12 protein-coding genes are annotated in these 14,432 nt (G+C 65.5%); all 12 read right to left on the bottom strand.

All coding sequences use genetic code 11. The features are described 5' to 3' along the window. Nucleotides 1-23: 23 nt before the first annotated feature. The 12 genes from dnaE to ftsW all read right to left on the bottom strand — a co-directional run bounded on the left by dnaE (nucleotide 24) and on the right by ftsW (nucleotide 14,430). Nucleotides 24-3,491, bottom strand: coding sequence for a DNA polymerase III subunit alpha (dnaE, locus tag E3T29_RS17230; RefSeq protein ID WP_092339876.1), 3,468 nt, complete (start codon nucleotides 3,489-3,491; stop codon nucleotides 24-26). Nucleotides 3,492-3,602: 111 nt separating this feature from the next. Further along, nucleotides 3,603-4,553 carry an RluA family pseudouridine synthase gene (locus E3T29_RS17225; protein ID WP_134346739.1) on the bottom strand — a complete coding sequence of 317 codons (951 nt, stop codon included), beginning with the start codon at nucleotides 4,551-4,553 and terminating at the stop codon, nucleotides 3,603-3,605. Continuing rightward, nucleotides 4,550-5,188 carry a signal peptidase II gene (gene lspA, locus E3T29_RS17220; RefSeq protein ID WP_134346738.1) on the bottom strand — a complete coding sequence of 213 codons (639 nt, stop codon included), beginning with the start codon at nucleotides 5,186-5,188 and terminating at the stop codon, nucleotides 4,550-4,552. The genes E3T29_RS17225 and lspA overlap by 4 nt, the downstream gene beginning before the upstream one ends. Continuing rightward, the gene (locus E3T29_RS17215; RefSeq protein ID WP_134346737.1) at nucleotides 5,178-5,780 is read right to left on the bottom strand and encodes a DivIVA domain-containing protein; all 603 of its coding nucleotides are present in this window, start codon (nucleotides 5,778-5,780) and stop codon (nucleotides 5,178-5,180) included. The genes lspA and E3T29_RS17215 overlap by 11 nt, the downstream gene beginning before the upstream one ends. A 148-nt stretch (nucleotides 5,781-5,928) precedes the next feature. After that, nucleotides 5,929-6,231, bottom strand: a complete 303-nt coding sequence (locus E3T29_RS17210) for a YggT family protein (protein ID WP_174776441.1) — start codon at nucleotides 6,229-6,231, stop codon at nucleotides 5,929-5,931. 8 nt (nucleotides 6,232-6,239) lie between these two features. Then, entirely contained in the window at nucleotides 6,240-6,782 is a 543-nt protein-coding gene (locus tag E3T29_RS17205) for a cell division protein SepF (RefSeq protein WP_092339768.1), read from the bottom strand. 35 nt (nucleotides 6,783-6,817) lie between these two features. Then, on the bottom strand, nucleotides 6,818-7,534 hold the full coding sequence (locus E3T29_RS17200) for a YggS family pyridoxal phosphate-dependent enzyme (RefSeq protein ID WP_174776440.1): 717 nt from the start codon (nucleotides 7,532-7,534) through the stop codon (nucleotides 6,818-6,820). A 93-nt stretch (nucleotides 7,535-7,627) separates the two neighbouring features. Next, the gene (gene ftsZ, locus E3T29_RS17195) at nucleotides 7,628-8,839 is read right to left on the bottom strand and encodes a cell division protein FtsZ (protein ID WP_134346735.1); all 1,212 of its coding nucleotides are present in this window, start codon (nucleotides 8,837-8,839) and stop codon (nucleotides 7,628-7,630) included. Between the two features lie 446 nt (nucleotides 8,840-9,285). Continuing rightward, entirely contained in the window at nucleotides 9,286-10,182 is an 897-nt protein-coding gene (locus tag E3T29_RS17190) for an FtsQ-type POTRA domain-containing protein (RefSeq protein WP_241987876.1), read from the bottom strand. Nucleotides 10,183-10,474: 292 nt separating this feature from the next. Beyond that, the gene (murC, locus tag E3T29_RS17185) at nucleotides 10,475-11,896 is read right to left on the bottom strand and encodes a UDP-N-acetylmuramate--L-alanine ligase (RefSeq protein WP_134346734.1); all 1,422 of its coding nucleotides are present in this window, start codon (nucleotides 11,894-11,896) and stop codon (nucleotides 10,475-10,477) included. Between the two features lie 60 nt (nucleotides 11,897-11,956). Further along, nucleotides 11,957-13,048, bottom strand: a complete 1,092-nt coding sequence (locus tag E3T29_RS17180; RefSeq protein WP_134346733.1) for a glycosyltransferase — start codon at nucleotides 13,046-13,048, stop codon at nucleotides 11,957-11,959. After that, complete coding sequence (gene ftsW / locus E3T29_RS17175) at nucleotides 13,045-14,430, bottom strand: putative lipid II flippase FtsW (RefSeq protein WP_134346732.1); 1,386 nt, start codon at nucleotides 14,428-14,430, stop codon at nucleotides 13,045-13,047. The genes E3T29_RS17180 and ftsW overlap by 4 nt, the downstream gene beginning before the upstream one ends. Nucleotides 14,431-14,432 lie beyond the last annotated feature (2 nt).

Here is a 14,432-nt window from a genome sequence, read left to right as displayed (position 1 = left end):
GGTGACGAAATCCGGTCCGAGGATCAGGTCAGGCAGTTCGGGCCGAGAATGCTCTTGAGTTCGCCGAACAGGTCGGCGCTCACTTTCACCCGGTGCGGCAGCTCGAACACCCGGGCCACATCACCCTTGACCAGTTTGAGCCGTACCTCGGCGTCGCCGGCATGGCGCTTGAGAATCTCACCGAGCGCACTCACCGTGTCGGTCGTCGCACGGGCCTCCCCCACGGTGATCGAGACCATGCTCTGGTCTGAACCCTGCCCGAGCTCCGGTTGGAACACGCTGAACGCGTGCAGGTTCATGCCGTCGTCGCGCAGGCTCACCCGCCCGCGCACCACGACGACCGAGTCGCTGATCAGTTCCGGCGCGAACTCGAGGTAGGCCTTGCCCATGAACATCGCGGTGATCTCACCGCCGAAGTCCTCGACCTGGATCATGCCGTACTGGTTGCCCGACTTCTTCGCGATGCGATGCTGCACACTCGTGATCAGGCCGGCCACGGTCACCGTGTCGCCGTCCTCGGTCGACTCTGAGGCGATCAGGTCGGCGATCGTGGTGCTGGCATGCTTGGCGAGCGGGATCTCCAACCCGGCGAGCGGATGGTCGGACACGTAGAGCCCGAGCATGTCGCGTTCGTAGGCGAGCTTCTCCTTCTTGCTCCATTCCGGCCGGTCCGGCACCTGCTCAGTGTCCTGCGGTTCGTCGAACAGGCTGTCGAAGTCGAACCCGATGTTGCCGTTGCTCTCTTCGCGCTTGATCTTGACGGCCGATTCGACGGCGGATTCGTGAATCTCAACCATGCCGCGCCGGGTCGCGCCGAGCGAATCGAACGCCCCGGCCTTGACCAGAGATTCGATCGTGCGCTTGTTGGCGACCGGAAGCGGCACCTTGCGCAGAAAGTCGTGGAACGACTCGAAGCGCCCCTTCTCCTCGCGGGCACCGCGAATGGCCTCGACCACGTTGAAGCCAACGTTGCGCACGGCACCCAAACCAAAACGGATGTCCGTGCCAACGGCCGCGAAGAACCCGATCGACTCGTTCACGTCGGGCGCCAGCACCTGGATGCCCATGCGGCGGCACTCGTTGAGGTAGAGCGCGAGCTTGTCGCGGGAGTCACCGACGCTCGTGAGCAGGGCGGCCATGTATTCGGCCGGGTAGACGGCCTTGAGGTACGCGGTCCAGTAGGAGAGCACGCCGTAGGCGGCGGAGTGTGCCTTGTTGAAGGCGTAGTCGGAGAACGGCAGCAGGATATTCCAGACCGTGGTGACGGCGTCCATTGAATAGCCGCGGTCCTGCATGCCCTTGGAGAAGCCCTCGAACTGCTTGTCCAGCTCGGACTTCTTCTTCTTACCCATGGCGCGGCGCAGCAGGTCGGCTTCACCGAGCGTGAAGCCGGCGAGCACCTGCGCGATCGACATGACCTGCTCCTGGTAGACGATCAGGCCGTAGGTGTTGCCGATGACATCTTTCAGGGCTTCCTCAAGCTCTGCATGGATCGGGATGATCTCCTGCACGCCGGTCTTCCGCAGCGCGTAGTTGGTGTGCGAGTTGGCGCCCATGGGCCCGGGGCGGTACAGCGCGATGACGGCCGAGATGTCTTCGAAGTTGTCGGGCTTCATGAGCCGCAGCAGGGCGCGCATCGGCCCGCCGTCAAGCTGGAACACGCCGAGGGTGTCGCCGCGGGCGAGCAGTTCGTACGCGGCGGGGTCTTCCAGGCCGAGGTCTTCGAGTACGGGTCGGTGGCCGCGATTCACGGCGATGTTGTCGAGGGTGTCGTCGATGATGGTGAGGTTGCGCAGCCCGAGGAAGTCCATCTTGATCAGTCCGAGCGCTTCGGAGGCGGGGTAGTCGAATTGCGTGACCACCTGGCCATCCGCTTCACGTTTCATGATCGGGATGATGTCGATCAAAGGGTCGCTCGACATGATCACGCCGGCGGCGTGCACGCCCCACTGGCGTTTGAGGTTTTCGAGGCCGAGGGCGGTGTCGAAGACGGTGCGGGCCTCGGGGTCGCTTTCGATCACGGCCCGAAAGTCGGCTGCTTCGCGGTAGCGCGGGTGGTCTTTGTCGAACATGCCGGTCAGTGGCACGTCCTTGCCCATGATGGCTGGCGGCATGGCCTTGGTGAGCTTGTCGCCCATGCCGAACGGAAAGCCGAGCACGCGGGAGGCATCTTTCAGGGCCTGCTTGGCCTTGATGGTGCCGTAGGTGACGATCTGGGCGACGCGTTCCTCGCCGTACTTCTCGGTGACGTACTTGATGACCTCACCGCGGCGACGCTCGTCGAAGTCGACGTCGAAGTCGGGCATGGAGACACGGTCGGGGTTCAAGAACCGCTCAAAGATGAGGCCGTGCACGAGCGGGTCGAGGTCGGTGATGCCCATCGCGTAGGCGACCATCGAGCCGGCACCCGAACCACGGCCGGGGCCGACACGGATTCCCTGCTGCTTGGACCACATGATGAAGTCGGCGACGACCAGAAAGTAGCCGGGGAACCCCATCTGCACGATGATGCCGATTTCGTAGTCGGCACGCTTGCGCACATCTGCGGGGATGCCCTTCGGGTAGCGCTTGGCCAGCCCGATCTCGTTCTCCTTGATGAACCAGCTTTCCTCGTTCTCACCCTCCGGGCAGGGAAAACGGGGCATGTAGTTGGCTTGGGTGTTGAATTCCACCTCGCAGCGCTCGGCGATGAGCAGCGTGTTGTCGCAGGACTCGGGGTGGTCCCGAAACAGGTGCCGCATCTGAGCGGCCGTCTTCAGGTAGAACTCGTTGGAGTCGAACTTGAACCGGTTCGGGTCGTCGAGGGTCGATGCCGACTGCACGCAGAGCAGAGCGGCGTGCGCGGTGGCGTCGTGCGCGTGGGTGTAGTGCAGGTCGTTGCTGGCCAGCAGCGGCAAGTCGAGCTCTTTGGCCAGCTTGAGCAGGTCGGTCATGGTGCGGCGTTCGATGTCGATGCCGTGGTCCATGATCTCGCAGAAGAAGTTCTCCTTGCCGAAGATGTCCTGAAAGTCGCCGGCGGCTTTCTTGGCTTCCTCGTACTGACCGAGGCGCAGGCGGGTCTGCACTTCGCCACCGACGCATCCGGTCGTGCCGATCAAGCCTTTGGAGAACTGGCTGAGCAGCTCGCGGTCCATGCGCGGTTTGAAGTAGTAGCCCTCGAGGCTCGCCTTCGACGAGAGCCGGAACAGGTTGTGCATGCCCGCCGTGTTCTCGGAGAGCAAAGTCATGTGGGTGTACGAGCCGGCGCCACCGACGTCGTCACGGTTCTGCCCGCTCGTGCCCCAGCGCACCCGGGTCTTGTCGCGACGATCGGTGCCGGGCGTGATGTACGCCTCGGTGCCGATGATCGGCTTGATGCCGGCGTCGGTCGCGCTCTTCCAAAAGTCGAAGGCGCCGAACACGTTGCCGTGGTCGGTGATCGCGACCGCCGGCATCCCCTGCTCCACCGCAGCTTTGATCAGGGGTTTCACCCGGGCGGCGCCGTCGAGCATGGAATATTCGCTGTGCACGTGCAGGTGGACGAAATTGTCAGTGGCACTGACCGGGTTACTCACAGGGACTCCGACGAGTTGGTGAAACGATTAGGGACGAGTCGGCCTCGGTCAGTCTCCGCGCAGCACCGCGAGGGCGTGCGAGAGGTCGGCCGGGTAGTCGGCGTTGTAGGTGACCCACTCGTGACTGTCCGGGTGAGTGAACGCCAACTGTTTAGCGTGCAGCCACTGGCGTTTGAGACCAAGCCGGGCGGTGATCGACGGATCGGCTCCGTACATGGCGTCACCGACGCACGGATGCCGTTGGGCCGTCATGTGCACCCGAATCTGATGGGTGCGCCCCGTCTCCAGGTGCACCTCGAGAAGGGAACCGTAGGGGAAGGCTTCGAGGGTCTCGTAGTGGGTGATCGAGGGCTTGCCGTCGGCCATGACCGCGAACTTCCAGTCCGACCGCGGGTGGCGGCCGATCGGGGCGTCGATGGTGCCGGTAAGTGGGTCGGGGTGGCCTTGCACGACCGTGTGGTAGATCTTCTCGACCTCGCGGTCGTGGAACGCCTTCTTGAGTGCGACATAGGCCGTCTCCGACTTGGCGACGACCATGAGACCGCTCGTGCCGACGTCGAGGCGGTGCACGATGCCCGCGCGCTCGGCGGCACCGGAGGTGGCGATGCGAAAACCCGCAGCGGCGAGGGCCCCGGGTACGGTCGGCCCGGTCCAGCCGACGCTCGCGTGCGCGGCGACACCGGCCGGCTTGTTGATCACGATGATGCTCTCATCGTCGTGCACAACGGTGAGGTCGGGAACGGCGATGGGGATGACGCGGAGTGGCTGTTTGGGCTGCCAGGTCACTTCGATCCAACTGCCGGCCCGCAAACGGTCGGACTTGCCCACCACGGTGCCGTCGAGCACGACTCCGCCGGCCTCGGACACCTCGGCAGCGAAGCTGCGGGAAAAACCGAACAGCTTGGCCAGGCCGGCGTCGACGCGCACTCCTTCGAGGCCGTCGGGGAGCGGCAGTGATCGCCGCTCCGGGGGGCTGGACAGGCCCGGGGAGCCGGTCATGGCCGGGCCTCGGCGCCCGGGGTCGGCCGTTCACGGGTGGGGGCAACGGTGTCGCTGGTGGTGGTATCGGGGGTCACAGCATCCGTTTGTTTCAGTGTTGGCGTGGCGGTCTTGCTTTCGGCCACGACCTTGTTGCCGTCGAGACCGATGCCGCGAATGGTCAGGATCATGAAGATGACCATGCTGCTCACGATGGCCATGTCGGCGACGTTGTAGATCGCCGGCAGCAGCCACGGTGTGGAGATGAAGTCGACGACGTGCCCGACGCCGAAGCCGGGTTCGCGCAGCAGCCGGTCGGTCAGGTTGCCGAGCACTCCGCCGAGTAGGAGTCCGAAGACCAGTCCCCAGGTGAACGAGTGGATGCGCCGGGCGAACCAGGCGATGAAGATGACGACGGCCGCGGCGATGATCGAGAAGATCCAAGTGGAGCCGCTGGCCAGGGAGAACGCCGCGCCCGGGTTCCGAACAAAGTGCAGTTGCAGCACGTCGTTCAGAACCCGAATCACGGACCCCTCGGTCATCGAAGCGACGACGAGGTACTTGCTGACTTGATCGAGCGCGTAAACGCCCAGCGCGACGAGGGCTAGAACGATAAGCGCTCGCGAACGCTTCTTCGTTCGGGCCCTAGGCTCCAAAGCCCTGGAAGCTGGGCTTCGGCGCGTTGCCGGCGTCCACCGAGGTCGCGTCGAGGTCGTGGAGCTGGCCCTCGATGTAGCTCTTGAGCTTCAGGCGGTACTCGCGCTCGAACGTACGCAGCTCGTCGATCTTGCCTTCGAGCGTTGAACGCTCCTGGTCGAGCTTCTGCAGTTGCACGCGCTGCTGGGTCTCGGCTTCGGCAATGACGCGTGCTGCTGTGGCGTGGCCTTCAGCGATCAAGGCGTCGCGCTTCTCGGCGCCTTCCTTGACGTGCTCTTCGTGCAGGCGGCGAGCCAGCTGCAGCAGGTTGGTCGTGCCGGCCGTCTCGTCGATTGGTGCGGCGGCGACAGGAGCGGCGACGGTTTCGACCACGACGGGCTCAGCGACCACGGCAGCGACCGGAGCAGCCTCAGCTGCCGGGGCAGCGTCAGAGCCGACCTGGCCCCGCAGTTCCTCGTTCTCCTTGGTCAGGCGACGCAGTTCGACGACGACCTCGTCGAGAAAGTCATCGACCTCGTCCTGATCGTATCCCTCACGGAACTTGGTCGACTGGAACCTTTTGTTGACTACATCTTCCGGAGTTAGCGCCATGGCTTTCCACCCTCAAAACTTGTATTTATTGTGAACATTTGACTGACTCAAGCCCATGAGTGGCTCAAGTATTTTATTGACTACGGGCTGCCGACGAGCGAGTACGGGCTCACGGCGAACCAGTCATCCGACAAGGATACATGCCCCGCTAGGCGCGTTGTATTATTCCTGCCACGGTCATGCCGACGATGCAGCAAAGCATCGTCAGTGTGAAGCCGAAATCCAAAGCGATGGGCCCGATGCGAAGCGGCGGAACCAGACGACGGAAGAAACGTACCGGCGGATCGGTCAGCGTGTAGACGAGTTCGACGAGCACCAGCAGGAAACCCTGCGGGCGCCAGGCCCGGTTGACGCCGCGCACGAGATCGATAATGAATCGACCCCAGAGCACGAGGAAGTACATGAAGAATACGAAATAGAGAAGATTCCCCAGAATTGATAGACCAGTCACACTTAAGTCTAGCCTTGCGCGAAGAAGGAGCTGTCTTCAGCGCCCTCTTCGGTGGTGCTGTCGCCGGAGACGACGACGTGGGACGGCGAGAGCAGGAAGACCTTGGCGGTGACGCGCTCAATCTTGCCGTACAGGCCCTGCGACAGGCCGCTCGCGAAGTCGATGAGGCGGCGAGCATCGCCGTCACTCATCTGCGACAGGTTGATGATGACCGGGATGCCTTCGCGGAAGGACTCGGCGATGACCTGGGCGTCCTTGTAGGCGCGGGGGTGAACCGTGAGAATCTCATTCATTTCAGACGCAGCCACATTCTGGGGGGTCGAAGTCTTACGCAGGGGGGTCACCGGTGCACGACCGGCATCATGGTGGGCCGCGTTGGCATGAGGGGCATTGCTGTCGTGCCCGCGTGCCGGAACGGCGCTCACGTGATTGGCAGCGGCATGGTTACTGGAGCCGCTGTTGGAATTGCCGGTACCGGCGGGTGCCTGGTACTCCAGCTCTTCGTCTGCCAGACCCAGGTAGACCATGGTTTTCTTGAGCGGGTTGGACATGTCGACCTCCGTGTTGGTTTGCTACTTCGAGATTATTAGAGCACCGGGCGATTGCCGGTGATTGCAGTGCCAATTCTTAGGTGTGTCGCCCCTTCGAGCACGGCCGCCGCGTAGTCCTGGCTCATGCCCATGGACAGTGCGGTGGCTGCCGGGGCCTGGCCGCGGATCTGTTCGCTGAACTCGCGTACCTGGGCAAAGGCCCGTCGCGGTTCAGCGCCGAGCGGTGCCACGGCCATGAGGCCGAGCAGGACGAGGCCCGGTGTGGCCTGAACGCTGTCGACGAGGGCCGGTAGGTTCGCGGGATCCACACCGCCGCGAGCCGCGTCATCCGTTAAATTCACCTGAATGAAGCAGTCAACGCTCGCTTGCTCCGAGCCGAGAGCGGTCACCAGTGACTCTCGATCAATCGAGTGGATGACGTTGGCATAGGCCCGCACCTGGCGCGCCTTTTTGCCCTGAATCTGACCGACGAAGTGCCAGACGAGGTCGAGATCAGCGAGCGACGCTGCCTTGCCCTGCGCCTCCTGGTGCCGGTTCTCCCCCAGGTTGCGAACACCCAGGGAGTAGAGCTCTTCGATCAATGAAATCGGGTGAAACTTGGTGACGACGATCGTGGTGATGTCGGCCGGGTCACGGCCAGCCTCACCCGCGGCATCGGCGACGCCAGCGCGCACGGTCTGCAGACGGGTGGCCAGATCGCTCGGTGGCGTTGTGCCCGGTGCCGGTTCGGCCGCCGCGTCAGGAAGTGCCATGCTCATGCTGCTCTGTTCGTCACGTGCGATTAAGGCAGTGCGCCCGGGGTCGACATTCTGACACATCGTCCCCGGGACTACTGTAAACGCGCCTTATTTGAGGAAGTCAGGGATGTCCAGGTCGTCGGCCTCTTCTTCAAAGGCCGGGTCGGCCACGGTCACGCCGTTGCCGGCGTCAGAGCCGCCCCAGACGGAGGCCGCGAGCTCGCCGTCGCTGTAGCTGCCCGAGTCGGTCGCTGGGGCTCCCGTGGCGCTCCCAGCGGATGCCGCAGCTCCAGCGGCAGCCGTTCCGGCGCCGGCCGCGATGCCAGCCGCGACGAGGTCGGCACGGCGAACCTCGACCGCCTTGGCGCCGGGCTCGCCGCCGTCGAAGCCGGCGGCGATGACGGTGACCCGTACCTCGTCACCCAAAGTGTCGTCGATGACGGCACCGAAGATGATGTTGGCTTCGGGGTGCACGGCTTCCTGCACGAGACGGGCCGCGTCGTTGATCTCGAAAATACCAAGGTTGGATCCACCCTGGATCGACAGGAGCACGCCGTGCGCGCCGTCGATCGAAGCTTCGAGCAGGGGCGAGGCGACGGCCAGTTCGGCCGCCTTGATGGCACGGTCGGCGCCGCGAGCTGAACCGATGCCCATGAGGGCCGAGCCAGCACCCTGCATGACCGACTTGACGTCGGCGAAGTCGAGGTTGATCAGGCCGGGGGTGGTGATCAGGTCGGTGATGCCCTGCACACCGGCGAGGAGCACCTGGTCGGCGGTCGCGAAAGCTTCGAGCATGCTGATGCCGCGGTCGCTGATCTCGAGCAGGCGATCGTTGGGTACGACGATGAGCGTGTCGACCTCGTTCTTGAGCGAGGCGACACCGGTCTCGGCCTGCGCCTGGCGACGCTTGCCCTCGAAGCCGAACGGCTTGGTGACGACACCGATGGTGAGGGCGCCGATCGACTTGGCGATGCGGGCGACGACGGGGGCGCCACCGGTTCCGGTGCCACCACCCTCGCCGGCGGTGACGAAGACCATATCGGCCCCGGCGAGGGCTTCCTCGATCTCCTCGGCGTGGTCCTCGGCGGCGCGGCGACCCACCTCAGGGTCAGCACCGGCACCGAGGCCGCGGGTGAGGTCACGACCGACGTCGAGCTTGACGTCGGCGTCGCTCATGAGCAGGGCCTGGGCATCCGTATTGATGGCGATGAACTCGACACCGCGGAGGCCCAGTTCGATCATGCGGTTGACGGCGTTGACGCCGCCACCGCCGATGCCGACAACCTTGATGACGGCTAGATAATTTTGATTGTTTGACACGTCCGGCCTCCGGGTGGAACCCTAAACCTCTAGTCGAAGTTTAAAGTTATGCTGAGTATGCAATTCCTGATTACGAAAGTATGCGGGCGCGGCGCGTCGCTGGGGAGGCGCGCCCGCGTGTCGCGAAGAACTCGAAGAATCCGTTGCCGCGACCCGTTGCGCGGCTCCGCGCGAACCCCTTCACGCCCATTTTGGGCTTCACGCGCCCATATGCTGCTCGCGCGCGCGGCACGCCAGCAGCGCCAGCCGCGCAAGCAGCGCCAGCCGCGCAAGCAGCGCCAGCTGCGCCAGCCGCTTTCAGTCGCTCGTGCTGCATAGCGGCGCGCCGAATCTTGCCGAGCGGTTGCCGCCCTTCACCGCGACCGCGACCGAAACGGGTGGCCGTTACGGCGGTTACCGTAGCACGCATCCGTTTCGGGCACGGTCGCCAGGCGGAACGCCGAAAATCAGCGCAGCACGGCGCTGTCGGGCGAGGAGACGTCGTATTCATTCACGGTGCCGGCTGGGTGTCCCACCAGCAGGGCGGCCAGCACGACGGCCTTGTACTCGGATTTTTCCGGGCTGCCCCAAACCACGCGTTCGCCACCGAGCAGGCTCAGGGTGACGTCGTCGGTAGTGACCGCGGTCACCAAGTCCAGCTGGGTGCGAATGCTCTCCGGCAGCACGGCGAGGACCGCGGCAGCGGCCTTGAACCCGGCGCTGGAGATGCCGTCCGGCGCGTCGATCAGCGGGTAGCCGACCGCGCGGTTCGGCGTCGTCTCGATGACGACACCGGCGGCATCGACCAGGTCGAATCCGGTCGGTCCGGTCAGCACGCCAACCGGCACCCGCTCGACAATACGCACCACGAGTGTGCCGGGCGGGCGACTCTCCGTGACGTAGCTCTGGATGAGCGTGAACTTCGACAGTTCGCCCTTGACCACGCCGCTGTCGATGAGCGGCAGCGGGGTGCCGAGCTGATCGGCGAGGGCAGCTGACACATCCGCCGCCGGGATCCGGCTGGTGCCGACGACCTCGATCGTGCGCAGGGCCATCAACGGTGAGTAGGCCGCCCCGATGATGAGCCCGAAGGCAAGCACGATCGAGCCGACTCCGAGAATCCACGCGGTGCGCCGGCGCCGGGTGCGTCCGGTGAACCGTCGCACCTCGGCGCGTTCGAAGCGTTTGCGGGCGCGCTGGGCCGCCCGCAGCACCGACCGGGCCGCGCGGGCGCCGGGCGTGCCGCCGGAGGCCTCTCCAAGCGATTCTGCCTTTCTGCTCGCCCGTGCCGATGACGGGGCCGAGTCAGACGGCACCGGTTTGACCGTGACCGGCGAAGCGGATGAGCCTCCCCCGGCCAGCACGATCGGTTCCGTCGTCGTGTCGGAGGGATCAAAGGGTTTCGGCGTAGTTTTGAGCGCTGCGACGCCGCCGCGCGCTTTCTTCGGTTTCGCCGGCGCTGGAGCCCGTTTCGTCGGCGCTGGAGCCCGTTTCCTTGGCGGTCGGGCTGACGCCGGAGCGTCGTCAGATTCTGCGAGTGGCTGCACTGCCGGCTTGGCGCGCGGCGATTTCGCGGCCGGGGCCGCGGTCGGGGTCGGGCGCGCTGGCTGCGGCTCGTTCGGTCGGTCGAAGCCGGCCGGCCGCCTCACCGCCGCCTCATCCGCGTACTTTTTCGAGCGAGGCGAGCAGCTGGGGCACGATGCGGTTCACATCGCCGCAGCCGAGGGTCACGACGAAGTCTCCGTCGCGGGCGATGCTGGCAAGGTAGTCGGCGGCATCCTGCCAATCGGGCACGTAGGCGACGTGGGACGGGTCGCGGAATCGTTCGGAGACGAGCGCACCGGTGACCCCGGGCTCCGGGTCTTCGCGGGCGCCGTAGATGCCGAGCACGATGGTCTGGTCGGCGAAACTTTCGAGGGTCTCGGCGAATTCCCGCGCGAACAGACGGGTGCGGCTGTACAGGTGCGGTTGGTGCACCGCGATGATGCGTCCCTCACCGACCACGGTGCGGGCGGCGGCGAGGGCTGCGGCCACCTCGGTCGGGTGGTGGGCGTAGTCGTCGTAGACGCTGACACCGCCGACCGTTCCGTGCAGCTCGAACCGGCGCTGGGTACCGCCGAACCCGACGATGGCATCGAGGCTGGCCGCCGGGTCGAAGCCGAGGCCGACCAGCACGGCGAAGGCGCCGGCCGCGTTGATGGCGTTGTGCTTGCCGGGGATTCGCAGGGTCGCGTTGTAATCCTGACCACGCCAGGAGACGCTGAAGCTGACCGGACCCGTCGTGGTGATGGAGTGCACGCGCACGGTGGAATCCGGGTGCTCGCCGAACGTCATGACGCGGGCGGCGGCATCCGCTGCGCTCAGGCCCGCAGTGATGGCCCCGGTGACCCGGACCGCGCCGACGTCGTCGGAGGAGATCACGACGAGCTCCGTTGCGTTGCGGCTGAATTCGACGAAGGCGGCCTCGAAGGCTTCGAGGGAGCCGTAGTGGTCGAGGTGGTCTGGATCGACGTTCGTGACCAGGGCGACGGCCGTGTGGTACAGCAGAAAGGAGCCGTCGGATTCGTCGGCTTCGACCACGAACAGGTCGTCGGTGCCGCTGGCGGAACTGACTCCGAGCGATTCGATCACGCCGCCGTTGACGAAGCTGGGGTCCTGGCCGAGGCCGAGCAGACCGGTGACGATCATGCCCGTGGAGGTGGTCTTGCCGTGCGCGCCGGCCACCGCCACGAGCCGGTGCGCTCGAATGAGCCAGGCGAGGGCTTGCGCCCGGTGCAGCACCGGAAGGCCGCGTTCATTGGCGAGCACGTACTCGGGGTTGTCCTGCCAGAGCGCTCCGGTGACCACGAGGGTGTCGGCGTCACCGACGTTGGACGCATCGTGCCCGATGAACACGGTCGCACCGAGATCACGCAGCGCCGTGACGTTGGGCGAGTCCTTCGCGTCTGAGCCGGTGACCGTGTAGCCCTGGTCCAGAAACAGACGAGCAATACCGCTCATGCCCGATCCCCCGATGCCCACGAAGTGCACACGTCCGAGCTGGTCGGGAATGGTCAGAGTGAGGTCTGGTGCGATCACGGTTGTGCTCTTTCTCGATAGCAGTTAGAAGCAAGTAAAACGGATGCTGCGGGAACTACGTTACGCGTGCGAACGCCCGACGGGCACGAGCGCGCCATGCACCAGGTCGAGCATGCGGGCCGTTCCATCGCGCGCGCCAACGGATGCCGCCCCCCGCGCCATCACGCCCAGCCGCGCCCGGTCACCCAACAAGGTCACCAACTCACCCTGAACGAAGGCCGGCACGAAGTCCGCATCAGCGATCACCACGCCCCCTCCCGCTGCCAGCACGGGCGCGGCGTTGAAACGCTGTTCACCATTGCCGACCGGATACGGCACGTAGACCGCCGGAATACCGAGCGCACACAGTTCGCTCACCGTGGCAGCGCCCGCGCGCGTCACGGCGAAATCGGCGGCGGCGAGGGCGAGATCCATGCGGTCGCAGTACGCCAGCAGGTGGTAATCCGGCAGCTCGGGGTCGGCGACCTCGGCTTTCGACCCGGTGATGTGCAGCACCTGCCAGCCGGCGGCCACAATCTCCCGCGCCGAGGCGACCATTGTGGCGTTGAGTGTGCGAGCACCGAGCGACCCGCCGGTGACGAGCAGCACGGGGCGTTCCGGGTCGAGGCCAAAAAATGCCAGCGCCGCGGGCCGCGCCGCCACCCGGTCGAGTTCTTCGATTTCGGGCCGCAGCGGCATGCCCACGAACCGGGCGTGCCGAATTGGCGTGCCGCTGAAGGCGACTCCGACGTGCCGGGTGAAGCGAGCGCCGAGTTTGTTGGCCAGCCCGGGCCTGGCGTTGGCCTCGTGAATGACGATCGGCACCTCGGCACGGCGGGCGGCGAGGTAGGCCGGTGTGGACACGTACCCGCCAAACCCGACGACGACATCGACGTGCCTTGAACGGATGACGTCTCTCACCAGTCGCACGGCGGCGCTGAAGCGCGGCAGAAAGCGCAGGGCGGCCCGATTCGGACGGCGTGGAAACGGCACCCGGGGAACGGCGATGAGTTCGTAGCCGCGCGCGGGAACCAGGCGAGCCTCGAGGCCCTCGGCGGTTCCAAGAACCAGCACCGTGGCATCCGCTTCAAGAAAACGGATGCGGTCGGCGACGGCGAGCAGGGGGTTGACGTGGCCGGCGGTTCCGCCGCCCGCGAGAAGGTACGTGGTCATGCCCGGTTAGCCTCACTGGAGTCGGTGAAATCGTTCTGGGGTTCGCTCGAGCGGTCACCGCGCGCAAAGGAGAGCACGATGCCGATCGCGACCAGGGTGGTGAGCAGAGCGGTGCCACCGGCCGAGATCAGCGGAAGCGGTACGCCCAACACGGGGAACACTCCGAGCACCACGCCGATGTTGACGAAAGCCTGTCCGATGATCCAGACCATGGCGGCGGCCGTGGAGACCTTGGCCTGCACGGTCGTGGCGGTGCGCATGACGCGCAGAAAGGCGAAGGCCAGCAGAATGAACATGCCGAGCACGACTATGCAGCCGATCAGGCCGAGCTCTTCGCCGATGATGGCGAAGATGTAGTCGTTGTCGGCGGCTGGCAGCCAGGACCATTTGGCCTTGGAGTTGCCGAGGCCGACGCCGAAGACGCCGCCGTTGGCCAGCGCCCAGGTGCCGTGCAGCGGTTGCCAGCAGCTCGAGGAGATCTCACCGCTCAGCTCGGTGCAGCCCTCGTTGAGAAAGCTCATGATGCGGGTCAGACGGTTGGGGCTGGCGATGGCCAGAACGATAGCGCCACCCACTCCCACCAGCAGGGGCACGGCGAGCAGGCGCAATTTGACGCCGGCGAAGAACAGAGCGCCGAACAGAATGCCGGCCATGATCATGGTGGTTCCGAGGTCGCCGCCGATCATGACGAGCAAAGCGGCGCCGCCACCCACCCCGAACACCGGAATGAACACGTGCTTCCAGTCGTCGAGCTGGTGCTGTTTCTTCGACAGGATCACACCGAGCCAGATGACCAGGGCTACTTTGATGCCCTCGGACGGCTGGAACTGAATGCCGAAGATGTTCAGCCAGTTGGTGTTACCGCCGGTACCGCGGCCGAGCCCGGTAGCCACCACCAGAAACTGAAAGAAGCAGGTGATGAGCATCGCCGGCCAGGCCACGCGCCGCCAGAACGCGAGCGGCAGTCGGCTGACCACGAGCATGAGCGGAATACCGATCAGCGCGAACATGCCCTGACGCAGCAGTCCGCCGAAGAAGCCCATGTCGGCCAAAAACGAGTCCACCGACGACGACGACAGCACCATGACGAGGCCGAAGATCACCAGGAACAGGGTGGTGCCGAGTAGCAGAAAGTAGTTGCCGCCCTCGGACTTGAACACCCGCCCGAGGTTGATCCGCACCTGTGGTCCGCCCGGGCCGTCCGATGCCGCCGGTTTTTCGGGTGCCCCGGGCGGGCGCCCCGCAGCGGCACGGGAACCGGAGGCCGGCCGTGATCCGGGCGTGGATCGTGAACCGGCAGCAGGTCGTGAGTCGGAGGCCGACGCCTGCGCCTGCGTGGTCGGCCGGGTGCGGGAGGAGGGGTTACGCGGCACCTGTACCATCC

The sequence above is a fragment of the Cryobacterium sp. TMT1-66-1 genome (assembly GCF_004403435.1).
GTDB classification, from domain to species: Bacteria; Actinomycetota; Actinomycetes; order Actinomycetales; family Microbacteriaceae; genus Cryobacterium; species Cryobacterium flavum.
Note: the sequence above shows the minus strand (reverse complement) of the source record. Positions and strands in the feature narration are given on the sequence as shown.